Source organism: Salicibibacter cibarius, from assembly GCF_016495725.1.
Taxonomy (GTDB): Bacteria; Bacillota; Bacilli; order Bacillales; family Marinococcaceae; genus Salicibibacter; species Salicibibacter cibarius.
In genome coordinates, this window is record NZ_CP054705.1 from 1,104,047 (window position 1) to 1,128,514 (window position 24,468).

General features: G+C 43.5%; 35 protein-coding genes. 27 read left to right on the forward strand and 8 right to left on the reverse strand.

Annotated elements, in window-relative coordinates; all coding sequences use genetic code 11:
- The first annotated feature begins 13 nt into the window (after positions 1 to 13).
- The 11 genes from HUG15_RS05780 (at position 14) to HUG15_RS05830 (ending at position 6,830) form a co-directional block, all read left to right on the forward strand.
- On the forward strand, positions 14 to 202 hold the full coding sequence (locus HUG15_RS05780; protein WP_200127734.1) for a hypothetical protein: 189 nt from the start codon (positions 14 to 16) through the stop codon (positions 200 to 202).
- A gap of 50 nt (positions 203 to 252) precedes the next feature.
- Positions 253 to 1,422, forward strand: coding sequence for a hypothetical protein (locus HUG15_RS05785; protein ID WP_200127702.1), 1,170 nt, complete (start codon positions 253 to 255; stop codon positions 1,420 to 1,422).
- Positions 1,422 to 1,754 (forward strand): hypothetical protein, encoded by a 333-nt coding sequence (locus HUG15_RS05790; protein WP_200127704.1) that lies wholly within the window; start codon positions 1,422 to 1,424, stop codon positions 1,752 to 1,754. The genes HUG15_RS05785 and HUG15_RS05790 overlap by 1 nt, the downstream gene beginning before the upstream one ends.
- Positions 1,726 to 1,980, forward strand: a complete 255-nt coding sequence (locus HUG15_RS05795; RefSeq protein WP_200127706.1) for a Gp37-like protein — start codon at positions 1,726 to 1,728, stop codon at positions 1,978 to 1,980. The genes HUG15_RS05790 and HUG15_RS05795 overlap by 29 nt, the downstream gene beginning before the upstream one ends.
- A 40-nt stretch (positions 1,981 to 2,020) precedes the next feature.
- On the forward strand, positions 2,021 to 2,770 hold the full coding sequence (locus HUG15_RS05800) for a hypothetical protein (RefSeq protein ID WP_200127708.1): 750 nt from the start codon (positions 2,021 to 2,023) through the stop codon (positions 2,768 to 2,770).
- Between the two features lies 1 nt (position 2,771).
- Positions 2,772 to 2,945: a hypothetical protein gene (locus HUG15_RS05805; protein ID WP_200127709.1), complete on the forward strand. Its 174-nt coding sequence runs from the start codon at positions 2,772 to 2,774 to the stop codon at positions 2,943 to 2,945.
- Between the two features lie 86 nt (positions 2,946 to 3,031).
- Positions 3,032 to 4,759 carry a Gp37-like protein gene (locus tag HUG15_RS05810; RefSeq protein ID WP_200127710.1) on the forward strand — a complete coding sequence of 576 codons (1,728 nt, stop codon included), beginning with the start codon at positions 3,032 to 3,034 and terminating at the stop codon, positions 4,757 to 4,759.
- Between the two features lie 10 nt (positions 4,760 to 4,769).
- A complete protein-coding gene (locus HUG15_RS05815; protein ID WP_200127711.1) occupies positions 4,770 to 5,093 on the forward strand; it encodes a hypothetical protein in 324 nt (107 codons plus the stop codon).
- Positions 5,094 to 5,106: 13 nt separating this feature from the next.
- The gene (locus HUG15_RS05820; protein ID WP_200127712.1) at positions 5,107 to 5,442 is read left to right on the forward strand and encodes a Gp37-like protein; all 336 of its coding nucleotides are present in this window, start codon (positions 5,107 to 5,109) and stop codon (positions 5,440 to 5,442) included.
- On the forward strand, positions 5,443 to 5,817 hold the full coding sequence (locus HUG15_RS05825; protein WP_200127713.1) for a phage holin, LLH family: 375 nt from the start codon (positions 5,443 to 5,445) through the stop codon (positions 5,815 to 5,817).
- A 41-nt stretch (positions 5,818 to 5,858) separates the two neighbouring features.
- Positions 5,859 to 6,830 carry a peptidoglycan recognition protein family protein gene (locus HUG15_RS05830; protein WP_211202351.1) on the forward strand — a complete coding sequence of 324 codons (972 nt, stop codon included), beginning with the start codon at positions 5,859 to 5,861 and terminating at the stop codon, positions 6,828 to 6,830.
- A 116-nt stretch (positions 6,831 to 6,946) separates the two neighbouring features.
- Here HUG15_RS05830 and HUG15_RS05835 read toward each other — a convergent pair whose 3' ends face one another.
- The 6 genes from HUG15_RS05835 to HUG15_RS05860 all read right to left on the reverse strand — a co-directional run bounded on the left by HUG15_RS05835 (position 6,947) and on the right by HUG15_RS05860 (position 10,029).
- Entirely contained in the window at positions 6,947 to 7,129 is a 183-nt protein-coding gene (locus HUG15_RS05835) for a hypothetical protein (RefSeq protein WP_200127715.1), read from the reverse strand.
- A gap of 29 nt (positions 7,130 to 7,158) precedes the next feature.
- On the reverse strand, positions 7,159 to 7,431 hold the full coding sequence (locus HUG15_RS05840) for a hypothetical protein (RefSeq protein ID WP_200127717.1): 273 nt from the start codon (positions 7,429 to 7,431) through the stop codon (positions 7,159 to 7,161).
- 32 nt (positions 7,432 to 7,463) lie between these two features.
- Entirely contained in the window at positions 7,464 to 7,679 is a 216-nt protein-coding gene (locus HUG15_RS05845) for a hypothetical protein (RefSeq protein ID WP_200127719.1), read from the reverse strand.
- Positions 7,680 to 8,065: 386 nt separating this feature from the next.
- Entirely contained in the window at positions 8,066 to 8,200 is a 135-nt protein-coding gene (gene sda, locus HUG15_RS05850; RefSeq protein WP_200128852.1) for a sporulation histidine kinase inhibitor Sda, read from the reverse strand.
- Positions 8,201 to 8,655: 455 nt separating this feature from the next.
- A complete protein-coding gene (locus HUG15_RS05855) occupies positions 8,656 to 9,624 on the reverse strand; it encodes a hypothetical protein (protein WP_200127721.1) in 969 nt (322 codons plus the stop codon).
- A 12-nt stretch (positions 9,625 to 9,636) separates the two neighbouring features.
- The gene (locus tag HUG15_RS05860) at positions 9,637 to 10,029 is read right to left on the reverse strand and encodes a hypothetical protein (RefSeq protein WP_200127723.1); all 393 of its coding nucleotides are present in this window, start codon (positions 10,027 to 10,029) and stop codon (positions 9,637 to 9,639) included.
- 120 nt (positions 10,030 to 10,149) lie between these two features.
- Here HUG15_RS05860 and HUG15_RS05865 point away from each other — a divergent pair, with 120 nt between their 5' ends.
- From HUG15_RS05865 to HUG15_RS05880, 4 genes are all read left to right on the forward strand, one after another.
- Positions 10,150 to 10,326: a helix-turn-helix transcriptional regulator gene (locus HUG15_RS05865; RefSeq protein WP_200127725.1), complete on the forward strand. Its 177-nt coding sequence runs from the start codon at positions 10,150 to 10,152 to the stop codon at positions 10,324 to 10,326.
- Between the two features lie 131 nt (positions 10,327 to 10,457).
- Positions 10,458 to 11,360, forward strand: a complete 903-nt coding sequence (locus tag HUG15_RS05870; protein ID WP_200127736.1) for a hypothetical protein — start codon at positions 10,458 to 10,460, stop codon at positions 11,358 to 11,360.
- Between the two features lie 143 nt (positions 11,361 to 11,503).
- The gene (locus HUG15_RS05875) at positions 11,504 to 12,862 is read left to right on the forward strand and encodes a transposase (protein ID WP_200127738.1); all 1,359 of its coding nucleotides are present in this window, start codon (positions 11,504 to 11,506) and stop codon (positions 12,860 to 12,862) included.
- Positions 12,863 to 13,078: 216 nt separating this feature from the next.
- Complete coding sequence (locus tag HUG15_RS05880) at positions 13,079 to 14,563, forward strand: BCCT family transporter (RefSeq protein ID WP_200127740.1); 1,485 nt, start codon at positions 13,079 to 13,081, stop codon at positions 14,561 to 14,563.
- A gap of 28 nt (positions 14,564 to 14,591) precedes the next feature.
- Here HUG15_RS05880 and HUG15_RS05885 read toward each other — a convergent pair whose 3' ends face one another.
- Positions 14,592 to 14,909, reverse strand: coding sequence for a DMT family transporter (locus tag HUG15_RS05885; RefSeq protein WP_200127742.1), 318 nt, complete (start codon positions 14,907 to 14,909; stop codon positions 14,592 to 14,594).
- A complete protein-coding gene (locus HUG15_RS05890; protein ID WP_200127744.1) occupies positions 14,906 to 15,247 on the reverse strand; it encodes a DMT family transporter in 342 nt (113 codons plus the stop codon). The genes HUG15_RS05885 and HUG15_RS05890 overlap by 4 nt, the downstream gene beginning before the upstream one ends.
- A 107-nt stretch (positions 15,248 to 15,354) precedes the next feature.
- Here HUG15_RS05890 and HUG15_RS05895 point away from each other — a divergent pair, with 107 nt between their 5' ends.
- From HUG15_RS05895 to HUG15_RS05950, 12 genes are all read left to right on the forward strand, one after another.
- Positions 15,355 to 15,942, forward strand: a complete 588-nt coding sequence (locus HUG15_RS05895) for a TetR/AcrR family transcriptional regulator (RefSeq protein WP_200127746.1) — start codon at positions 15,355 to 15,357, stop codon at positions 15,940 to 15,942.
- A 294-nt stretch (positions 15,943 to 16,236) separates the two neighbouring features.
- Positions 16,237 to 17,028, forward strand: coding sequence for an SDR family NAD(P)-dependent oxidoreductase (locus tag HUG15_RS05900; protein WP_200127747.1), 792 nt, complete (start codon positions 16,237 to 16,239; stop codon positions 17,026 to 17,028).
- 388 nt (positions 17,029 to 17,416) lie between these two features.
- Positions 17,417 to 17,692, forward strand: coding sequence for an HU family DNA-binding protein (locus tag HUG15_RS05905; RefSeq protein ID WP_200127749.1), 276 nt, complete (start codon positions 17,417 to 17,419; stop codon positions 17,690 to 17,692).
- A gap of 111 nt (positions 17,693 to 17,803) precedes the next feature.
- Entirely contained in the window at positions 17,804 to 18,388 is a 585-nt protein-coding gene (locus HUG15_RS05910) for an EamA family transporter (protein ID WP_246516509.1), read from the forward strand.
- A gap of 61 nt (positions 18,389 to 18,449) precedes the next feature.
- On the forward strand, positions 18,450 to 18,812 hold the full coding sequence (locus HUG15_RS05915; RefSeq protein ID WP_200127751.1) for a hypothetical protein: 363 nt from the start codon (positions 18,450 to 18,452) through the stop codon (positions 18,810 to 18,812).
- Positions 18,803 to 19,540 (forward strand): RNA-guided endonuclease TnpB family protein, encoded by a 738-nt coding sequence (locus HUG15_RS05920; RefSeq protein WP_200127753.1) that lies wholly within the window; start codon positions 18,803 to 18,805, stop codon positions 19,538 to 19,540. The genes HUG15_RS05915 and HUG15_RS05920 overlap by 10 nt, the downstream gene beginning before the upstream one ends.
- Before the next feature lie 204 nt (positions 19,541 to 19,744).
- Entirely contained in the window at positions 19,745 to 19,987 is a 243-nt protein-coding gene (locus HUG15_RS05925; RefSeq protein WP_246516510.1) for an EamA family transporter, read from the forward strand.
- A complete protein-coding gene (locus tag HUG15_RS05930; protein WP_200127757.1) occupies positions 19,984 to 20,181 on the forward strand; it encodes a YwbE family protein in 198 nt (65 codons plus the stop codon). Before HUG15_RS05925 ends, HUG15_RS05930 begins: the two co-directional genes overlap by 4 nt.
- A 21-nt stretch (positions 20,182 to 20,202) precedes the next feature.
- Positions 20,203 to 21,426, forward strand: a complete 1,224-nt coding sequence (locus HUG15_RS05935) for a M20 family metallo-hydrolase (RefSeq protein WP_200127759.1) — start codon at positions 20,203 to 20,205, stop codon at positions 21,424 to 21,426.
- 14 nt (positions 21,427 to 21,440) lie between these two features.
- Entirely contained in the window at positions 21,441 to 21,974 is a 534-nt protein-coding gene (locus tag HUG15_RS05940; RefSeq protein WP_200127761.1) for a GNAT family N-acetyltransferase, read from the forward strand.
- Between the two features lie 206 nt (positions 21,975 to 22,180).
- The gene (locus HUG15_RS05945; RefSeq protein ID WP_200127763.1) at positions 22,181 to 23,494 is read left to right on the forward strand and encodes a peptidoglycan-binding protein; all 1,314 of its coding nucleotides are present in this window, start codon (positions 22,181 to 22,183) and stop codon (positions 23,492 to 23,494) included.
- A 133-nt stretch (positions 23,495 to 23,627) separates the two neighbouring features.
- Complete coding sequence (locus HUG15_RS05950) at positions 23,628 to 24,467, forward strand: hypothetical protein (protein WP_200127765.1); 840 nt, start codon at positions 23,628 to 23,630, stop codon at positions 24,465 to 24,467.
- The last annotated feature ends 1 nt before the right edge of the window (position 24,468 follow it).

Here is a 24,468-nt window from a genome sequence, read left to right on the forward strand (position 1 = left end):
GAGGGTTTATGTGATGGAAGGTGAATTCCACGGCCTTGAAATTTATGGTCATGAAGGGATGACATATCTCAAGTTTACCCTTATTGAAAAAGATGGCGATCGTATAGATTTTGATGAAATGATGCGAATTGAAAACCCAGAGGATTGTGACCTATTGCGTTCTGTAGAGACATTCATCAATGAAAAAGTAAAGAAAGATTAAGAAGCCTTCCGGGGCTTCTTTTTTATGTCGGAATATAGGAGTGATAAGCAGTGGTTGAAGTATATAGATTCTTTAATTCCACCGAAGGCGACGAGCGGCTATACGAAGCCGATGATTTCGGTCAATTCTTCCAAAACTTTTTAAGCAATGGCTTTTTTATGGGGCTGGGTGTATCCCCTGAAGGTGGAAACATGGACGTCATTGTGTCCGAAGGCAGCGCATTTATTGAAGGTTATGATTACGCAAACACAGATGATCTTACCCTCACTCATGACAGCGCCGACGCACAGTATGACCGGATTGACCGGATTGTGATTAGATTGGATAGACGACAAGAAGAACGAACAATCCATGCTGCTATCTTGAAAGGCACAGCAGAAGGTGATGTGGAAGCGCCGGAGTTAACCCGGGATGATTATATATGGGAATTGTCGATTGCACAGGTACTCATTGAAGCAGGAAAGTCGTTTATTGAGGATAGTCAGATTACGGATGAGCGTGGGGATCGTGATGTATGTGGTCGTGTAGAGCGCCCGGCGAAAATTAATGATCAGGTCCATTCGGTTGATATTAAACGTCCGACCACACGAGCGTATCAATACCACCATGAGGCATCGGCTTTTTATATCCATGGGGATAACCAATCCGAGATATTTCAGGAGTGGTTAGATAGTATAGGCATTGATCATTATTATGGCAGGGATTTAAGTGATTTGCGCATGTACGTAGAAACTTACGCAAGTCAGACCGATACAGGTATCCAAACGGTCACCATTTTTGATTGGGCGCATCAGCAAAATTATCAAATATACGGTAAATTCAATCGTGCCTCCAATAGATTAGGTGCTGATTTGACCTGGGGAAGTTGGCACGAAGAAGTTTTGGAAGCTGAGAGAGTAGAAAGCAGCGCCGGATCGTACTGTATTAGGTATACAAACGGACAACAAGTTTGTTACCACAGTGGTAGAAGCATCACAGGTGTTTCCAACTCGGTTGGTGCTTTATACCGAACACAAGCGCAGAATTGGGTAGTACCATCTCCTTTTCTTGAAGGATCGGGTGTTTATGTGAGTATAACCACAACGGGCAATAACAGGTGGGCGGCTGTTACAGGTGGTACAAGCGATGGGGAAACAATCCCTTATCGTGTCTTTTCTGCGGAAAGTGACCCTAGTGTTAATACAGATATCCGTATTAAAGCAGAAGGCAGGTGGCGTTAATGAAAGTCCTTTTAACTCCGAGACAACATAAAGATCGTATTGAATACGTGTTCACAGATGAAAGGACGGTCGTTGTTACGTATAACGGCGAATTTGAAGAAACGTTTGATCTAATCAATGATTTTGAACAACCGTACGAAGGCGACGATATGATAACCCGGAAAAGGTCTGAAGTATTGCCGATTAATCCTATCATATCTGTACGTTATGAAAACGATGAAAGGCATGTGGATGTCTTTCGTTATCACGGACCGAACCCTTCCGATGACGTTGTGTTTCCTGACTGGCAAGAGGTGAGATTCGGTGAAACCTATCCGTATCCTCTCTCCTAACTTTGTCCTGCAAGCAGAAATAGACCGTTATTCATCTTATCAGCGTACCAACCGCTGGCATTCACCGGGCGAGTTTGAATTACACGTCAATCGGCATATGCAGGGAGCTGATTTATTAAGAAAAGGTAACTATATCGTGACCATGGAACCGGAAACGGAGCAAACGAGCATTGAACGGGATGAGGATTTAAGCAGTGGTATGCTGGCTAACTTGGAGGTTACGTAGCTAGATTAAGGCATGAAGCTAAGCAAAGGAGAGTGACATGATGAGCGTACAACCGCAGCAAATGATGCAACAGTGGGCGGATATGAATGAGAAATTGCAGGAACAGATTGAGAAGCAGGGTGAGATTATTGACCGATTGGGTGAGCAACTGTCCACACAGGATGAAGCCGTGGCTGAGCGGTTGCAGGCGATTGAGGATAGGTTGGATGAGCCGATAGATACTCGACTAACTGGGCGAAATGTTGAATTGATAACAATAGCTGAACAGGTTGAAATTCGGGATGAAAATGTCCATCCATTCTCCTTTAATATACCTGCCGGTTTAAGTGATTTTGATATTATCTTTACTGATACGCACGCAACAAATACTGGCGGAAATAGGTATACATCGTTTGATCTTTACTTTTCAATATATAGACACTCAACTTGGGCGTTTGGTGATTTTAGCGTTTTTGCAGATGATGGCGATTTTTATAATTGGGTGACGCGGACATGGGATTTTTCTAATTTACGCAGACTTAGAACAAAATTACCAGCTAACACGGGGAGAGAAGGAGAAAACAGGAAAAGATTAACGTTAGAACAAATGCTACGGGCAGCAGACCATGAATTTTTTGTAAATCAATCTTTACAAGAAACGAGTTTTGCGGATGCGGATTTTCCGGTTGAGGATATGAAACGGTCTGTTTTGTCGAATGACAGAATGCACTTCAATGTTCAATTTGATGGACTTCCCGAGGAGGATGATATACAAGGGAGCATCTCCGTAATATTTAGGGGGTATTATTAAAATGAAAGAAGCTATTGATTGGGCACTTGAAAATATGAATAAAAAAGGCATTGACTCACCAAAACAGCACGGTTTTATTGATTTAGTGAGGCGCTATTTTAATGAGAATGGTATTGATCACGAGCCGATGAATTTCCAAGATGTTAAGAGGTATTTGCCGGATAAATACAAATGACGTTATTCAACTAACTCCCCAATCATTTGAGTTTTAATAACCACACGCCGAAAGGCGTTTTTATTTTGCTTTCAAGGAGGTGACACATGCTAACCCTAACCTACCAACCCGCCTGGGAAAATGACCAATCACAGGATGATGACCACGATATTCCGCTTGACCGCAATTATTACGAATTTCATGAGGTCTGGGATGATATTTTCGGCGACCATCACCGCCAATACGACACCTACGGCGAGCGACTCTCGCAAAATATCAATCTATCGCCTATCGTCAATTATGTTGACAGCGAAATTACATGGGAGTCAGACGAACCGGATGACACAAGCGTCACTGTCGAAGCTCGTGTCAATGGCGGTGATTGGCGGCAGATCAGAAATGGCGGCAAAATACCATTGCAATCCGGCACGGAAACAAACGGTATGAGGGTCTGCACAAGGCAGATGCTACGAACGTCAAACAACCGTGTCACGCCTGAATTAACTCGGTTTGAAATCAATATATACGGCGAACATGAGGTCTTGCGAATGAACGGCGATAAGGTTGGCATGATCCGTCACAGAGAAATTGAAATGGATGATACCGGTAAAGCATCCGAAGTGTGGACGACACAAGGACCTGATCTTAAAGGTATTGCAGAACAGAGAATTACTGTGCCGCCAGAAGGTAGGGCAGAAGATAGACTCCAAGCGCCAGCCGAAACAATTATGAAACAGTGGGTGGAAAACAATCTTGTCAATCCCACAGACAGTGATCGTGCTATTCCTAACATGCGTATTGCTCCTGATCAAGAACGGGGAGAGACAATCAATAGGGGGACACGATACAAGAATCTTGCAGAAGAATTGGAATCCATCTCTCAATTTACGGGATTAGGCTGGAATATATACGCTGACTTTGAAGAAAATGAACTGGTATTTGACGTGTATGAAGGTGTGGACAGGACAGCCGGGCAGGACGAGAATCCACGGGTGATATTCAGTCCTGAGTTTGACACCCTTGGTGAACTCCATTTTGTGGACAGTCAAACGGATTATAAAAACACAGCTTATGTTGCCGGCCAAGGTGAAGGGGAAGAACGGTTAGTTACTATTACGGGTGAAGGAACAGGCCTTGATCGTCATGAAATATTTATTGATGCCCGTGATGTCGGTGATGAAGATGACGACGGCAACGAGATTGATGAGGATGAACAGATAGATATCCTTCAAGAACGTGGGCAAGAAGAATTGTCGGAAACTGAAGTGGAACAGATGCTTGAAGGTGGCATCCTTACACACTCCACATTTCAGTATGAGAGGGATTACCGATTGGGCGATAAAGTTACCCTCCAAAAAGAAGGTTGGCATTTCATCCCGACGGTTACCGGCAGACCGTTATACAATGGCGAAACTTTTGCAACAGCCCACGATGATTTGTGGCTTGCAGAGAGTGATTTTATTGGCGATTTGCAGGAGTTGCTGGTTAAAGCAGACCGTGACATTGGCGACCACGGGATAGATCGTGTGTTTGGTCAAAATACTTTGGACGCTGTCAGGGATTTTCAGGAGCGGTACGGTATCAGCTATCACGGAGACTATGAATATGGCGTACCCACGGATGAAACCATAGCGGCACTTGAAGCTGTGGTCAATGGCGATGAAGCCAATATACCAAAACCTGGTTTAGCCATAGACACACCCATCACAGAGATCAAGGAAGTATTTGAACCAGGGACCACTGAACTGGAAGCTGTATTCGGGAAGGAAATGCCTAACTTGATATCTAAAGTAAAACGTGAAATATCGCAAATTGGTAACGAAATAAGGCGTTAGGAGGCATACGGTGGATGGCGAAAATAACAAAGCTATGGCTGAAGTGCGTGAATGGCTGACACGCATTGATACGAAGCAAGAACACATCATCCAATTGCTAGAAGATAGCCGAGCAAGGGCAGATGATGCGTACGAAAAAGCAGACAAGGCAGAAGATGATGCGCAAGAAGCACTAAGAACTGTCTACGCTCACCAAAAGGAGTACTACAAGCGACTTGATCGGGACGACGCAAACCGGAAATTTACAATTAAAACGGCAGTAGGATTAATCGGGACGGTGGTGACCATCCTGATTTTTTTAACGCCAATTTTGATTAGTTATTACACGCCTTAAAGGAGAGATTTAAATGCCAGTCGTCGAACTGAACAGTACAGCAAGTCAACGTATCACAATGCCGCCCGAGGGTAAGCAGGCGGACGTGATCAAAGCGCCTGCTGAAACGGTTATGAAGCATCTGGTTCGGAGGAACCTTGTCGAAGCAACTGAACCAGGTAGAAACATTGCTGACCTTATTATTGCTCCTGATAAGGGTCGTGGTCCGGTGGTAGAGGTGACCACAAGATACAGAAATTTAGAGGATGAATTAAACGAGCTGTTAATGCGCTCGGGGTTATCGTGGTCATTTTATGAGTATAGAGAAGGAACGGTATTCGAAGTAAAAAGCATAAGGGAGGAAGCATAAATGGAATTTATCACAGAAAGTTTAATGGAATCCGTTTTTACGATCGTGGGTGTACTGATCGCCGCAATCGTTTCTTATTTAGCGCCGAAAGCTAAGCGGCTAATTGCCATTGCATCCGATGCTGACAATCTAGGGATCATCGACGCTATCACGGATTGGGCGGTTGAGTATGTGGAAGAAGAATTCCAAGGTAAGGAAGGGAAGGAAAAGTTTAACCAAGCGGCAACCGCAGCAGCTCAATTGCTGAACAATTATGGTATTGAGGTGTCAGACGAATTGATTAAAACATCCATTCAAAAAGGATACAACAACCTAGTTGCTGATGGCAAAGAGAAGAAAAAGCAACCTCATAACGGCGAGTTAGAGCAAGGGTAATAGCCTTTGCTCTTTTTAATCTTATAAAGGAGTGATCAATAATGAGTGAAATTAATTATCCTAACCTACGCTGGAACGGCAGTTTGACAAGCCTCAATCCTAGTAATATTAGAGGCACAGCCATACATCACTTGGCACACCCTTCTTGGGGATTGATGGATACTCACACTTATCACCGTGACACGCTGGGTTGGGCGGGTATTGGATATAATTACCTGATACTAAGAAGCGGCACAATTTACGAAGGTCGTGGAGATCATGTAGGCGCTCATGCAAGCGGGTATAATAGCACGTATATTGGCGTGGCGCTTACTGGTGACTTTGAAACAGGTAGCCAAACACCAACCAGTGATCAGATGGATTCGCTTTATTGGCTTATTCCAGAATTAAAAAAGACGTACCCCAACGCTGACAACATTGTCGGTCATTATGATTTGGGGCAGACAAGCTGCCCGGGCAGACGTTTTCCTATGTCTGAATTTAAGCGGAATGTTGGTAGCGGCGGATCAGGCGGTAGCGCACCACGATACGGAGATAACAACGAATCCTTTGCCAACTACCACAGTGATTGGTGGGGGCGAGATGACGAGACAGTAAAGACAATACAACGATTGTTGCAATTGGTCGATGAGCTTCCGTCCGGTTCGGCAGACAGCATATTTGGTCAGCAAACACTAGACGCTGTACGATCATTCCAGGATAAGCACAGCCTTTCTCAAAGTGGTGCTAACTTTTATGGCGTACCTGGACCAGCTACCCTCGAAAAACTTGCAGAAGAAGGAAACACCACAGCAGCTATGCCCGGTGATGTAGTGAGGATGATAAGAAGCTTCAACTATCGCAGTCGCGCCAATTGGGCCGACGATGCTATTGCCGGCACAGTCAGCGAGGGTGAAGCGTTTACGGTTGTGCGACGGGCGATCATGAGCCATACTGGCGATTTGTATGAAATCAAGTCAGGAAACTATATAAGCGTGCTCCCGAGCCATGTGGAAGTTGTTAAACAATCATGATATAATGCAATCAACAGAACCCGCCACGCCTCTCATTTGAAGCGGAAGTGGCGGGTCGTTCATTTTAGAGGTTAGGCTACCTCTAGTCGTGCCGGGGCAGTGGGAGCCTCGGTTTTTCATTCATCGTTTACATTCATTTCACGAAACATGCCTTCAATTTTCATCATTATCCCCGCCCATTCGTCAGTTGAAAAGATTTGCTCCAACACTTCTTTTTTCTGCTCGTCTGTAACTTCAAAATCTAAATTTTGCGCCACATCGTTGATTGTGTCTTTCATAAGTTCTAAGCTTTGTTCCATTTCAATCAACCTTTCGGGCGTTTGCCCAGTTAAATATTTAGATCCCCTTTAATTTTATAAGCCCTTTGCCTTTTGCGCGGGCGATCCCAGTCATAATAACGCAGATCAAATTCCAATATTCCCACAATATATTCAGATGAATTTTTAACGGTTAGTTGATTATCACTAGTTTTTTCAGCATATAACCCTTTATCGTACTTATGCTGTAACACGTTATTTACATCCTTGATCATATCGGCATCGCGAAGTCTCTCTGGCGGTTTATCACCGCCCATTATATTTACCGTGTACTCAAACTTCATTGAAATATCCTCCCTAAAGGAGCGCCTCGGTTTCATTCATAAAATGCTTCTTTGAGTGCTTGTTCAAAACTACCACACTTTTCGCATATTGTCTCTACATCCGGCAAAGCTGCAATAAAAAGATCAAGTTCAATAAATATATACCGCAACCGTTCATACGTTTCTTGATTGATAGGATCGTCCAGTTCCTCGCTTGCTAATCGTAAAGCATTTAAACAGTCATCTTTTGTGTAATTTATTGCGGTCACTCCTCTCTAAAAACGGAGAATGGTGAATTAATTGACTGTCTATTTATCGTACATTTTACTATATATGCAAAGATAAAGTCACACTAAAGCAAAAAACACGAGCCGTAGCCCGTGTAAAAAAATCATCTATTTAATATTTCATAGACGATTCAAGTACATCTAAAAACTCATCAAAAGTTTCAACCTCATTAATTTTATCTTCATCAACCGGCAGAAGATGAGTTATACCTTTCGCCTCATTAAGTAATTCTTTGTTCTGATCGTTAATGAAAATACCTCCATAACGACCCTTCTTGATACGCAGACAATACCAATTGTAGGATAATTATGTAAATGTGACAAGTGCTATAAAAAAACACGAGCCGAAGCCCGCGCTGTTTATAAAATTAATCGTTGTTCAAATCTCGACGTTGGATTTCGCTTTCTAAATGCATGAGAAAGTCTTTATTTAAGTTTAGCTTTTTTGCTTTCTCGTAAGCTTCTGCTAGCAATTCATCAGATAAGGCTTTGAGGGTATTCATGTTCACCTGCTTATAATCTATTGGATTTCTCTTTTGCATATTTTTCAGTGAGCCATTCTAGGAATTCTTTTTCATCATCTGATAAACCTCGTCTAAGACCATCTTCGAATTCACGTTCTAAATTAACGTATATAGATGTTTCGAAGTCTTTGATCAAATTCCTATAAACCCCCTATCCCGAGCTTATTTGTAGTATACCATAACTTAATTTTCACACAACAAAAAACACGAGCGTTGGCCCGTATTAAAAGGGAGTTGTTTTTTGTATAAATAGGCACATGCATTACATACAAAATACAACCTTACATAAAGTACTACATACCCCATTGAGAATAGAAGTGTTTTCAGCGCTTTCTAACTGATCAATGGTATCAGGCAGTTCCCCTATCGCATTCCCTCGGATTTTGTCCGGGGGTTTTTTACATACTCACAAAAACACGAGCCGGAGCCCGTGTTTAGTCGAGTGCTTGATTTTCCATCTGCCTAAATGTTTCGGCGTTTATCGATAACATTTCCATGTCGTGCGTTAGCGCATCATAATCCATGTTTTCTGGGTCGTAATCCAATTCATCTGATATGTTTTGAGCATGTTCACTGAGCGTTTCAGTATTGTTTACGTAAGCATCATGAAAGTCTTCATGTTCCTCCGGTATGTCTCCGTCATAGTCTCTGGCTTGGTCGTGCCAATTGGTGATGTGGGCTAAATCTTCCTGCATTTCCTCGACCCATAAGTCATCTTCGAATGCGCCTTCCTGCATAGTCATACCCACTAAAGACAAAGCGTTGTCCATATAATCGTAGTTTTCTTGTATGAATTCTTTATATTCCTCTGTAGATGATTCATTATCCCCGCCTGTAAATGTAATCTCAAACTCAGCCCTCAAATTATGTCTATAACCATCTTCAGCTTCTTCCTGATTGTAATAACTGGAACTAGAATAAATGTTCTCGCCTGTTTCACCATAGATATTTTGTATATCTTCGCTTTGCACGGAAGGTTCAAAAAGGACGATCATTTCAGCTTGCGACCATGCAGTTTGATCTAAAGCAGGGAAATCAGAAATATCTATTTCCTCGCTTAAATTGGAGTTTGTAACTTCAATTTCTCCGGTTGAAAAATCGTCAATATCTTCACCGATAATATCATAATGAAGAACCGAACCTTCGGCTAGGTTTGTATTAATGTCGAGTTGTATGATGTCATCGCCCATTTCTGCATCGACACTCATTTCAACCTCTTGGTTTCCTTCGTATTCTTCCGTTTCTGTGGACGAAGACGCATCCACACTTTCGTCTTCATCCCCGTCGTCCGCAACTTCTTCACCGTCATCAACAAATGCTCCAAATATCCCCATTACCAGGATGATGGCTCCCCAAAATGTCCACCGTTTATAAATCGGCTTTTTTTGTTTTTCTTCCGCCATATTAACCCCTCTTTATTTCTTTTTCTTCTTTTTCTTATCCTGCATCCACTCAGGTTTATTCGTCCATTCAATGCGGAAGTGGTTTTTACAAGCGCTACACTTTCCGTTTTCAGTTATGAAGTTAGATGCATATTTTGCGCTCTCTTTCCCGCATGCAGGGCAGTCAACACCGACGATTGGTATAGCTAAAACAAAGAACAGGGCGCTTGTTATAACCATTCCGATTCCCGGTATTATCCCGAGGATTGTAAATATGAGAAATAACCCAGCGATTAAAATAGCAGCACCGGTTGTACCTAAAATAATCCCTTTCGGTAATGTCCACAGATAAAATGTTTTCTTACCCGGTCTTTTTCCTTCGGCGTATGCAATGTTTGGGTTTGGTTGTGTTGCTTGATCTTCCATGTGATTCCTCCTTTTCCTATTATATATCTACGTATATAGTACTACAAATTGCATATTGTTGGTAGTCTAAAGTTATGCGTATAATAAATTAAACTGTCTTAAAAATGAGGAGCGATTCAAGTGCGCAAAGTACGAGGCGTCAAAAAAGTTGCTGAATATCTAGAATCTATAAACTGCCCAATCAGTATATCCACGATTCAACGTTACATGCGAGAAGGCGATTTTCCTTATTCCAAACCGACCGAAAGAATTGTGATTTTTGATTTAGACGAAATCGACAAGTGGTTAGGGGAGTGAATCTTTACACTTAAAACTTTTTTACACATATTTTACACACGGTTAAAGTAAAACCCTAATTAGAAGCGGGTTTCTTTCATTATATAGAAGCCTCTCTGAGGCTTCTCCTTTTTTAATCGGAGGGATGTTTCATGAGATGGAGCAAGGGGTTAATTACGGGAGTTTTTCTCTTATTGATTTCGGCGTGTTCGGATGAGGATGTAGAAGAAAATGAAGCGGCCGATTCTGCTGAAGATCTAAACGAGGCATACGGGGACGATGTCGGATTGACGGTCGAAACGCCTGAAAATCTATCTTTTGCGACAGAGGGTACATTTACGTTTGAAGGGAATATTGAGGCGCACGAAACGTTAAATGACGATTACCTATGGGTGATCCTCGACACCGAGGATGACGATGAAACCGAAACCGGCAATGAATCGTTTGAATATTTTGTTCCAATCGATGAAAATGGTTCTTTTTCTGAGGAAATTGCCTTACATTCCGGGGACTACAATCATCACGTAAGTGTGCGGGTGCCGAGCAATGACTCCGGTGAAGAAAATACATTTTATGAAGGCTTGAATTTGGACGTACATAATGCAAGTGAAGAAGTGCAACGGGAGATTGAGTACACGTTATTGGGTCATGAATACGGGCTTCAGATCGAGCAACCGGCCCAAAGCTATATTGAAGAAGAAAATGCGGTTCCGTTAGCGGGGACACTTACCGAGGCAAGTGATGATCAACTTGTAATGGTTCAAGTTGAAAAAGATGGGGAAGAATCCCAATTTACAACCCCAGTTGAAAACGGGGAGTTCAACATAGATGTGCCGTTAAGCTTTGGGGAAGGGGTCCATACCATTAATGTGATGGTTTACGCAGAGGACGAAGACTTTTATTATGATGCGGCTTATCTACTGGCGGACGCTTCTTCCGATGAAGAACTGGTTCAGGTGGAAGCTTATGAAGAGTATTACGATTATGGTATTGAACAAAAAGTTAGCGCCGCATTCCCCTTCAAAATCTTTGATTTAGTGGGGGTTAGGCGCTAAGGTCTTGGTCTGTTTATTTTTAAAATCATTTTGGATAAGTATAGAATTAGACTTTGCATAAAGAGTAAGGTATAATAAAATCAAACAAATGTTTCCGTTATAAATAAATTACCTTGGAAAACGTTTGGAAGGAGGGTTTGATGATGAAGATAGCCAAAACATTGTCGCATAAGATTACGAATCACTCTCGTATCTTTGATGAAACGCTAGATATATACAACGACGCACTGGCTTTTATCATCGAAGTCATAGACAAAGAATTTGATAAACTTGATGATATGACGACGAAGTCTATTACTGCTGCGGTGGAAAGGCTCATTCATACAACTGCATCAAACCCTTCTCCAAAGTACCGGGCATTTAACGCTCGTTTTTATAAGTTTCCTTCGTACTTTCGCAGAAGTGCCCTTGCTTCGGCTTTCGGGAAAGTGAAAAGCTATCGTTCCAATTTGCGTAACTGGGAAGAAGAGAAGGCAATTGCGCTTTCTGAGGGGAAAAATTTTAAAAAGAGCCCTCCGAAATTGCAATTAAAACACAAGGAATTCCCAGTGTTTTATCGAGGCAATATGTTCAAACGAACATCGGATACTACGGCTCAAATCAAAATTTTTCATAACAATGATTGGGTATGGGTCGATATCAAATTCAAAGACCAAGACTTATATAAACGGGGCGTTTGGGATTGGAAAGAAAACAACCCTACGCTTGTTAAAGTCGGAAAAAAATATTTCCTGAATTTTAGTTATCAATCAAAAGTAAAATTAAATAAAACAAAAATCAACGACCAAAAAATCTGTGCGGTAGACCTTGGCATTAACAACTCTGCGGTTTGTTCGGTCATGGATATAAAAGGTGCTGTCTTGGCTCGAAAGTTTATCAACCAGCCAAAAGAAAAAGACCGGTTATATACGTTGACGAACAAGCTGCGCAAAGCGCAACGGGTGTCGGGTTGGATTGCTGCACCTAATTTTTGGCGTCGTATCAATGGGATTCAAAAACACATCGTGAATGATACATCGCATGAAATAATAACGTTCGCAATGGATAATGATTGCGATGTCATTGTTTTTGAATACTTGGATAAGATGAAGATGCCGAAAGGGTTTTGGGGCGCAAAAAAACTTCGCTTCAAACTTCGTTACTGGCGAAAGAAAGGGATTCAAAACAAAGTAACGGAGATGGCACATTATCTCGGTATGCGTATGTCAAGAGTGAATGCTCGTAATACAAGCAAGTTGGCATTTGATGGTTCCGGAGAAGTCGAGCGAAATTGGAAAAAAGACCTCGCCACATTTTCAAGTGGAAAAGTCTATCATGCCGATTTATCGGCTTCGTATAATATCGGTGCACGATACTTTGTTCGAGGTATCCAAAAATCCATGTCGGAAACGAAATGGTTGTCACTTCAGGCAAACGTTCCTGAAGTGGCAAAAAGGACATATACGACTTTGTCTTCATTAATTAGCCTTACGAAAGCATTAGAGTCGCCGAAGGTGACTTAACCGCTTTTGTTTGTGCTGTATTTAAGATAAGGGATGCTCCATCAAAATCTTTGATTTAGGTGGAGAGGTTCACCCTGATGAAGAATTTTTGGAAGAGACACATACACGAACAGAAATTATTTATTAATGACGATTGATATTCATATTGCTGACGAGATTGGGTCAAATTAATGATAAGCGTAGCGATCATTTGACCGAAAGGATCTCGAATAAAATATGAAAAAACACAGCGTGCTGATCTTTTCCATCATCATCATTTTAATATTAGTGGCGGTCGGTTTTTTACTTCCTGAACAGTTGGAACGTTTTACCGGGGGATTGCAGGGGTTGATTAGTGACACGTTCGGGTGGTATTACCTTCTGCTCGTCACATTATTTTTACTCACGAGCTTGTATTTTCTCGTCAGTCCGGCAGGGAAATTGAAATTGGGAAAACCGGATGAAAAACCCGAATTTGGAAGAATTTCTTGGATCACAATGTTATTTAGCGCGGGTTTGGGCATTGGCCTTTTGTTTTTCGGTGCTTACGAACCGTTAAGCCATTACGCGGTACAGTCGCCGACGGGGGAGGTCGGCACACCGGAAGCAGCCACCAATGCGTTAACGTTTTCCTTTTTTCACTGGGGGTTACACGGCTGGGGCGTGTACAGTATGCTTGCCTTGGCTTTAGCCTTTTATCATTTTCGTAATGATCATCCTGCCTTAATCAGTTCGACGGTACAGCCTATCTTTCGGGGCGCCGTGAAGGGTGTTGTCGGCAAAATCATCGATGTTACTGCCGTGATTGCAACGGTGATCGGTGTGGCAACGTCGCTTGGCTTTGGTGCAACGCAATTAAATGGAGGAATTTCCTACTTATTTGGATTGCCCTCGAACTTTTTCTCTCAAGTCATTATTGTGCTCATTATTACCGTCTTATTTATGATTTCTGCATGGTCGGGTTTATCGAAGGGGATTCGCTTTTTAAGCAATACAAATATGTTGGTTGCTGCAGTATTATTCATTCTCATGTTGTTCATTGGCCCGACGATCTTTAACTTAAATCTTTTTACGGATACACTGGGTAATTACATCCAAACGCTGCCGCGAATGAGTTTTCGCATCGCGCCTTTTGATGCGGAGATTAGGGATTGGATCAATGATTGGACTCTCTTTTATTGGGCGTGGTGGGTCGCGTGGGCACCATTTGTGGGAACGTTTATCGCGCGAGTTTCCCGGGGGCGGAGTGTGCGTGAATTTGTTTTTGCGGTCTTGCTTGTGCCATCGATTATTGTCTTTTTATGGTTTGCAATATTCGGGGGTACGGCTATTAACGTGGAACAAAGCGGTGCCGATCTAGCCTCATTATCGGAGGAAATCGTTTTATTTGGCATGTTTATGAATGTCGATTTTGGGATGTTTTTGTCGATTTTGGCGATGCTGATGCTCGTGATCTTTTTCGTTACATCCGCAGATTCTGCCACGCTTGTATTAGGGATGTTTACGACGAATGGATCCGATTCGCCGCCGCAACGATTAAAATTAATTTGGGGGACGCTGCTTTCCGCTACCGCTCTCGTATTGCTTTATTCCGGAGGTTTGCAAGCGGTGGAGAATGCGTTAATTATCGCTGCTCTGCCATTTTCTGTCGTTATGTTATTAATGACTTTAGGGTTAATTGTCGTTATGACAAAAGAAGGACGAAAAACCCGGAACAAATGATTTCCCGGGAAATAATTTTGATAGGCGGTTAATTCGAAACGAGACGCAACCCAACAATGGCGATAATGACAATGCCAATGAAAGTTAATCGCAGACGGTCCTTTGATTCATTATAAAAAATCATGCCGACGAGGGCACTTCCAACGGTGCCAATCCCCGTCCATACCGCGTAAGCGACGCCTAACGGAATGACTGCCATCGCGATAGACAGCAAACTTAAACTGATGATAAATCCGCCAATGAGAACGGTAAAACCTATATATTTTTGCCGCTTTGTTATCATTTGTATACCGGTCACGCCGACAACTTCAAAGAGGCCGGCAACAATAAGCGCAATCCAACTCATGAAGAAGCCCTCCTTGGTTCTTTTTCACCGGTAACCATCTTTAATCCAATCACGCCGACGAGGAGCAACGCAACGAAAAAGAGCATCCAACCATTGATAGGCGCGCTGAAAAGGATAATATCGACAAGGACGGTGCCAACCGCCCCCAAACCGACAAATATAGCATAGACGGTGCTGGTTGGGAGTGCCATTGCCGCGTTGATTAACAACCCAAAGCTAACAATAATAGCAATAACCGTTAACGTCCACGTTGTAAAATCAGTTGCATATTTCAGTCCTGTTGCCCAACCCACCTCAAAGGCAGCGGCTATGACAACCTGAAACCATCGTCCATTCATTTGCAAACACCTCGATTTTTGGTATGATTATTACAAACTAACGTTAGTTAGTCTAACACGCAATGACGGATTTGGCAATCGATTGGTACTAAAGGGGAGAAGGCGAGATGGCAACAAACACGAGAGAAAAAATAATCCAAGCGGCACTTTCTTCATTTGCCACCCGTGGCTATGAAGGAACGACGCTCGCCCAAATTTCAGGTGTTGTTGGGCTTCAAAAACCGTCGCTGTACAATCATTTTTCCGGAAAAGCGGCACTATTTTTAACAGTAGCTGAAAAAGTCCTGGGTGAAATGCTGGAAGTGATGAAGGACAGTTGGGAAAAGCACAAAGATGAACACATAGACAAAAGATTATATTTAGTATTAACAGAAAGTACATCTTTTACTATTCGGGAACACGAAGGGATGATTTATAGACGTTTACTGTTATTTCCGCCGCCGGAACTTGAAGGGGATTTACAAGCGTTGGTTCAATTTGGAGACCAAGCCATCGATCAGCTTTTGCGGGAGATTTACGAGCAAGCGGAACGTGAAGAGGCCATTCGTGATGTATGTTTTTCTGTATTCAGAGCATCCTTTTATTGTTTAATGGACGGTTTGTTTACGGAAAGCATTATCTATGGGGGAGATGAGTTTCGAGAGCGTTTTGACGGATCATGGGATGTATTCTGGAGAGGAATAGCTGCAGGATAAAAAAGGCAGTGGTGGTGTCTCTGTTTCACATGGCGCCCGAAATCGAGGTGATCGTGGTGAAACGGTCGCCATGGAAGTTTCATGGTGCCCGAAATTGCTAAGCAACCAGTGAAACAGTCGCCATGGAAGGTTCATGGTGCTCGAAATCGTTAAACATCCAGCAAAACAGTCGCCATGGGGTTTCGTTACCCCGCGAACCCGGGAAGAAACCGGCTAACAACCTTATGCTAACTTGAAAAACGTTTCAGGAACCATTGTAGGCTTAACCTAACATAAACGGGCAGGTGTTACAGGGTGCGGAAAAAAACAGTGCTAATCACCGGAGCGTCAAATGGTATCGGCCGAGAGTATTCCTATTTTCTCGCGGAAAAAGGCTATAATGTGATCCTCGTTTCCCGTTCAAAAAGCAAGTTGGATCAGTTGGCAGCAGATCTTATAAAGCGATATAACATCGATGCAAGTGTGATTGTCCAAGACTTGAGCGAAGAATGGGCTGCCAAGCATGTATACGAAAAAGTTACGAAAAAAAATCTTACCGTTGATATGCTAATCAATAACGCAGGCTTCGGGACGACAGGTGCTTTTTTGGCCAGCTCCGAAACGAATACACATAAACAAGTCATGCTCAATGTGAATGCAGTCGTGAACATGACGCAAAAGTTTCTTCCGGATATGGAAAGGAGGGGCACGGGGGCGATTGTCAATATCGCGTCAACGTCTTCCTTTTTGCCTATTCCTTACATGAGTGTGTACGCAGCGACGAAGGCCTTCGTGTTATCGTTTAGCGAAAGTTTGCATAAGGAATATAGAGGCAAAGGGATACGGATCTTGGCGGTTTGCCCTGGTACCACTCAAACTGATTTTTTTGATTCGGCGCCTGACACAATTACAGCAGGTGGAATGCGCACGACCCGGCAAGTAGTCCGGACAAGCTATAAAGCATTGATTAAAGGAAAAAATTATGTCGTAGACGGAAAACTCAACTATTTAATTTCATTATCGCCGAGAATCTTTTCCCGAAAATTAATATTAAGAATTACGTCAACATTGATGAGAAGAAATATATTCCGATCAGAATCCAAGTAAGATCGATGAAGTAATTCCTCTCGGTACGGCATTTCGTCCATTTGAGGGATAGGATTGTTGAAGTAATCTCTCCCGGCATCGTAATCTATGCGCTTGAGGGATTAGATTCGGAAAGTAATCCCTCTTGGCCACGCAATTAGCCCGTTTGAGGGATAAGGCCGTTGAAGTAATTCCTCTCAGCACCGCCTCCCACCCGTTTGAGGGATAAGTTCTAAGTAGGACTCCTCCCTCTCGGTATCACTTCCCCTCCACGCCGCGCTCTGCTAATGGGTGTTTCATAACAGTTGAAAGTGACCGCTTTTTAAAAGGAAAAATTGACCAAAACATGTATAAATGTCTGCTAGATCTCCCAAACTATGATTAACCTAAACGTATGGGAGGAAAAAGCATGAACAAATCGGATTTGGTAAAAGTCGTTGCCGAAAAAAGCGACCTTACAAAAAAACAGGCTGAAATCGCGGTGAATGCCACGTTTGATGCTATCACGGAAAATTTGCAAACGGGAGAACGCGTGCAACTGATTGGCTTCGGGCAGTTTGAAACGAGAAAGCGCGAGGCGAGAAAAGTGCGCAATCCGCGTACGGGCGAAGAAATACAAGTCGCCGCAAGCCAAGCACCCGCGTTTAAACCGGGCAAACGATTAAAAGAAGCCGTAAATGTGTAAGGAAGATCTTCGGTCGCTTCGTCAAAAAGAAGCGGCCGATTTCTTTTTCATGTATGAAAATATGTTAAAGTGAATGATGATGTTCCTATTTCTATGAATCGAGGGAGAAAAATGTCCAAAACGAAGGCATACCTTTGTGCGCTGTCAGGAGCTGCCGCGTGGGGGCTGATTGGCGTTTTTGTTGCCCCTCTTTATGCGTGGGGCTTCACGGCTTGGGATGTCGTCGCGATTCGCGTGATCCTTTCCTTTGTTTTTCTTTTTTTATTGATGTTTCTTTTTTTTCGGCCGCAATTGCGTACGCAGTTTCGTGATCATTTGTTTTTTGCCGGGGCCGGGATTTTGAGCATGGTTTTTTTTAATTTCTTTTATTTTGAAGTATTTGCGCAATCCTCGTTATCGCTGGCGGTAACTTTATTGTATACGGGTCCGTTGTTTGTGACGGTTTTGTCCCGGCTTTTTTTAAAAGAACCGTTTTACGTCACGGAAAATGATCGCGTTGGTATTGGCGGTTTTTGGTTGCGCTTTCGTCGTTGGGCTTTTGCCGTTTTGGGAAGCGCAAGTGTCGCTTCAAGTGTTCGTTATGGGGATTTTGCCCGCCTTTTGTTTCGCCCTTTACAGCATTTTCGGCAAGGCGCTCACCCATCGATATTCCGCGTTTACAATTTCGACGTATATTTTTCAATATTGAAAAAATAAAGATATAGCTTGCATTGCAAACACTTGTTTGCTACAATGCTAATTAAGGAGGTGAAAAATCATGGCGATTCAAACGATTCTTGTTCAACTTAAAAATCCGTCCAAATCAAAGCAAAAACAATGGTTATATGAACAACAAGTTTTTGTTTCAACCGTAAACACATGTGTAGAAAGAATGAAAAACGGCGAAAAGCTCTCGTTTAAAAATGTGGATGCTGATCTAAAGGCTGCGATTAAAAATGAAGCAATTCGTTTGGCTAAAAAAGCTGTCACTGACGTCAGAAAGAAAAAGGCTAAGAGCGTTCCGAGGTTTAATCAATCGCTTGGCGTGAAAATAAATTTTCAAAATTGGAACACCGTCGAAAAAACGGTCGCTGGTACATTTCTTTCACCGGAAATAACGGAAAGAAAACAATGCCAGTAGCGGAAAATAGCGACGTCAAAACGTATTTTCCATGGTTAACCAAAAAACACCATAATTATCGTGGAACAATCCAGCTTTTAAGAAAAGGTCGTAACTGGTACATTGCGATTCCTATTCAAGTATCTTCGGCATTAAATCAAGAAGTGAATGTGCAGGCTTATACGCCGATCGGTGTGGATCTGGGTTTAAGGCATCTGGCTGTCCTTTCCGAGCCGATATCAGGCAAGCGTCAATTTTTTTCGGGCAAAGAAGTCGGATACATCCGTCGTCACTTTCGTTCCCTACGACGTTCGTTAGGCAAGAAGAAGGCTCAGCGAGCCATTGAACGTATAGGTCAAAAAGAGACACGTTGGATGAAAGATTACAATCGGAAATTAGCCAAAAATATGATCGATTTTGCTTTGCAGTTTGATCGGCCTCTTATCAAAATGGAAGCGTTGGATGATATTCGCCAAACCGCAAAATCAATGAAAAAAGCGGATAGGACGATTCATTCTTGGGCGTTTTATCAATTGAAGCAGTTTATTAAAGAACGAGCAGTCAAACATAACATTCCTGTGGTAGATATAAACCCTTTCAAAACCAGTCAAACTTGTTTCGTATGCCGCCATGTAGAGAAAGACAACCGACATAGGGGTGCATTCCAATGCAAAAACTGTGGACGTAAAACCCATGCTGACTTGAACGCTGCGAATAATATTGCAACAAGCACGAGCTTGGCGGAGTAGGAACATCGTTCCGATAGACCAAGTGCCTATGCGGTACAATCTGACATAGGAGCCTCACTGTGGCATGAGGTATGGTTGTCGCGTAAGAATGGTGGGCCCGAAAGGGAACAACGGGGCACATAGCCTGAACGGTATAAGCCCTCCACAGGAGCGAGCAACCCCCATTGCATTCACATGGATGCTCGGCATTTCAGTGCCGAGAGGATGTCACTCGCAATCGTCTCGACCGTTCTCGGTTATTTGCTTTATACGACGGGCTTAAAGCATATCGAGGCAAGCAATGCATCGATCTTGGGGACCGTTGAGCCAATTGTGGCCGTCATTACCGGGGTTCTTTTTCTGGGGGACCATCTCATGTTTTGGCAAGTCATCGGTATCGCACTGGTATTATATGCTGCTATACTTGTAACACAAAAACCTCATCGAAAGGAGGCTGTTCAACAGTGACTGACGGAAACCAACGAGCTAACATCCACACCGGCGCCGATGTCGAAATCGTTTTGAAAAAAGACCAAAGAACGGGAAAAAGAACGAAAGGAAAAGTGAAAGAGATTTTAACAAATGCCCCAACACATCCCCATGGCATTAAAGTGAGACTTATGGATGGCCAAGTCGGCAGGGTGAAAAAAGTGAATGAGTGAACAAAAAGGAGTAGGACAAAAATGATGATCAATTTGAAACGGCTCATGGAAACGGTCAATACGAGTGCAGCGATCGGCGCAACAGAAAACGGCGGTTTACATCGGTTAGCCCTCTCAAGGGAAGACACGGAAATGCGTGCCACGTTCGTTCAGTGGCTGGAGACGGCAGACCTTCGGGTTACGGTCGATGATTTCGGCAACATTTACGGCTGGCGTGAAGGCACAAATCCTGGCCTTTCTCCCGTAGTCATCGGGTCGCACTTGGATACCCAACCATATGGAGGAAAATATGACGGGGTCATTGGGGTGCTCACGGCATTGGAAGTGATCCGCACGCTAAATGATAAGGGCATAAAAACAGAGCGTCCGATCGTAATCGTTAATTTTACAAATGAAGAAGGGGCGCGTTTCATGCCCCCATTGCTCGGTTCCGGCGCTCTGATTGGAGATTTTTCAAAAACAAGCGTTTATGAAACGATAGATGCCGAAGGAATAAGCTTTGAAACGGCGCTTTACGAATCTGGTTACCCAGGAGAAAAAGCTCATCGTTTAAAGGATGCACATGCATTCATGGAGTTACATATTGAACAGGGACCGGTGCTTGAACAAAACCAAAAAAGCATTGGCATCGTCCAAGGGATTCAAGGGTTGGCTTGGTTGACGGTGCACGTTAAAGGGAAAGCGGATCACGCGGGCACGACCCCGATGTCCGACCGTAAAGATGCGCTCGTCGCTGCCTCTGCCATGGTTACCGCCTTATCTAGATATGCAGCGTCTGTCGAGGAGTTGGTGATCACTGTCGGCACGTTGCAAGTCGAGCCGAGTGCTCCGAACGTCGTTCCAAGTGGGGTCACCTTCACCATTGATATGCGCCATCCCGATGACCATATGCGCAAAGGGGTCCCGATGGCCATTCGCAAAATTATATCGGATACGTCGAAAATGTATGATGTTGATTTTGAGTTGGAAACGAATGCGCGAGCGGACACGGTTCATTTTCCCGGAAGAATTCAAAACATCCTTTTAGAGGAGACGTCATCACTTGGATATGAAGCGAAACAATTGTACAGCGGTGCTTCCCACGATGCGAAAAATATGATCCGTATTGCGGAAACGAGTATGATTTTCGTGCCGAGCGCCAACGGGAAAAGCCATCATGAAGAGGAATATACGAGTGATGCCGACATCGAAAAAGGGGCGAATGTGTTGCTTTGGGCAACAAAACGGTTGGCGGATGAAAAATAGCGCAGGAGGTCAATATGACTTATACGATTCGTGAGATGAAAGAAGGGGATGCACACGGCATTGCTTATGTGCATGTGCATAGCTGGCACACGACTTATCAAGAGATCGTTCCCCGAAGTTACTTGGATCGCTTACACGTGTCGGAACGTGAGAAAAAATGGGAAAGCATCCTAGCTGAATATCCCCGGAAGTCTAATCATGGGCTCGTAGCTGTCAATGACGACTCAGAGATTATCGGTTTTGCCATCTGCGATCAGGCTGATGAAAAAGAACCGGTGGAAGGGGAACTGAATGCAATATACATTCTCGAAAACGATCAACAACGAGGCATCGGCCAAGCGCTCCTGCAACAGGTGCTCACGAACTTTCGCGAAAAAGGTTGGGCAACATTCATGATTGTTGCCCTCGCCGACAACCCTTCCTTTCCATTTTATGAAAAACTAAATCCTCATTATTTGCGACTGGATACATGGACGGTGGATGGTGTAGACCTCAAGGAATGGGTCATGACGTTTCGTGTTGCGGAAGTAGAAGCATCGCTCCGCTGAGGTTTTCACACACTTTTTCACGATAATTATAGATTTTCGGACAAACAAAAGACGGAGATATGACCTAGTATTTCCTCTGTTACAGTTCCTTTGCAGTTTGTTTAAATATATGATTTACCCTTGCTTACTTTTTCATAGCTTGTTAGGATGCTTCTGGGTGGTTGAAAGGCGTTCGCCCATTAATTACCAAGAGGAGGCGTTGATTGGTGCTGAAGTTACAAGCGACAAACAGGCTAAGAAATTACGGTCTGTCTGCTGTAGCGGCAGGGTTTGTTTTCTTTGCCGGACCGATAGCCGCTGATGCCAGTGATTTCGGAGGCAAATTACTTACCGATGGCATAGAAAATAGTCACGTCGAAACGTTACAGAATCTACTCGTTGAAGAAGGATATTTGCAGCAAAAGGATGCCGATGGCGTCTATGACAATGCAACAACCGATGCTGTTACCGATTATCAAGAAGACCAGCAATTACTTGTAGATGGCTTGGCGGGCGTGCAAACGCTCGGTGCGTTAAAAGTACTCGGAAAAGGTGACGAAAATGAGCTCGTTACCGATTTACAGGGAACGCTACAAGATTCCGGTTATTATAACGGTTCCGTAGATGGATACTTTGATGGTGAAACGCACGATTCCGTTAAATCCTTCCAGTCCGATGCTGACATTGCAGTCGATGGATTGGCCGGACCTGAAACGTTCGGAGCGTTATACTACGGAAAATCCAAAGCAGTAGAAGAAGATACTGCAGAGGAAGAAGTCGCTGAGGAAGAAGCAACAGAAGAAGAACCTGTAGAGGAAGAAGCTACGGAAGATGAAGCAACAGAAGAAGAACCTGTAGAAGAAGAAGCTACAGAAGATGAAGCAACAGAGGAAGAACCTGTAGAGGAAGATGCTGCAGAAGATGAAGCAACAGAAGAAGAACCTGTAGAAGAAGAAGCTACGGAAGATGAAGCAACAGAAGAAGAACCTGTGGAAGAGGCTCCTGAAGCAGAAGCTACAGAAGAAGATGAATCTACAGACGAAGAAGGAACGGAAGAAGAACCTGTAGAAGAAGATGCTTCAGAGGAAGAAGGAACTGAGGAAGACTCTGTTGAAGAAACTACAGGAGACGAAGTTACAGAAGAAGACGCTGTAGAGGACGAAGCTTCTGAAGCAGACGCTACAGAAGATGAAGAATCCACAGAAGACGAAGGCAATGACGAAAATATGACTCAATCTTCCGATGCGGAAGGCGAAACGTACACAATGGACGCTACCGCTTACACAGCTGATTGTGATGGTTGTAGCGGTATTACAGCAACAGGCATTGACCTTAACAACAATCGTGACGCAAACGTTGTGGCGGTTGACCCTAATGTCATCCCACTCGGCTCCACTGTCCATGTTGAAGGATATGGCGAAGCCGTTGCAGGTGACACAGGCGGAAACATCACTGGCGAAAGTATCGATCTTCATGTTCCAACACAAGAAGAAGCCGAACAGTTTGGCCGTCAAAGTGTTGAAGTTACAGTGCTGGATTAAGAATATATATGATCCCTTGCTACTCTGATAGCAGGGGATTTTTCTATGTGGTCGTTAGGAAAAAACTGTTGATTTCGGCCGCCCTGTCGTTTAAACTCCAGGATGGTTCTATGCGAGGGGAGAGGGAAGGCCTATGACAAAAGCAAAATATACGCTGATTTTGTTGGGGATTTTTAACTTGGTTCTTTTCATCGTTCATTTGACAGACTTTTCTTTCCTCTTTTTGAAACCTACAGGCTATATCATTCCTATAGTGATTAATATGATCGTTTTGGCTGTGCTTGGTTTTTGCTCCTCCCTTCGTAATGTATGGGTTTTTACTGGTTTATTCCTTAGCATGCCAATATTGCTCGTCCATAGTTTTATGGTCTTTATGTCGGATAATAGCTATACGACGATTCACTCTCCCCATGGCCAACAGTCACTCTTTATCGAATATAGGGACTTCACGCTCGGAGAAACTACCTATTTCTATAATTTTCACGAGACGAGGTTCGGTTTCATAGGCAGATACCTCGATGATCAGTCCATGCGTATTATGGACAGGAACTTCCCACCCGGTATAGATGGCAAAGAAGTTCTCGGGTTGCATGATGCAGAGTGGATCACCGATGAAACGGTGCGTTTGCCCACTTGGGAAGGGATGGAGGAGATTGAATTGGAATCATCTCCATCGACGCCAGACCCTACTCCACCTACAGCAGATGAGGGGGATATGGAGACTTTCATTGATGCAGTCGAAAAAGAAGAAGACGGCGAAACAATAACGATACATGGCAACGTGCTGGAAACGAGGTATGACGAGAATACCGGCCAGAGTTGGATAGATGTCTCCGACAATGAAGGCGAAGGCGCGATTCCCACCCAACAGTGTAGCCGTGTGGAAGAAGATGAAAAACGTGGCTATTATATGTTGGTGGAGTGTACCCATCAATGGGAATACCGTCTACAATCGTTAGACTCGGAGCAGTGAG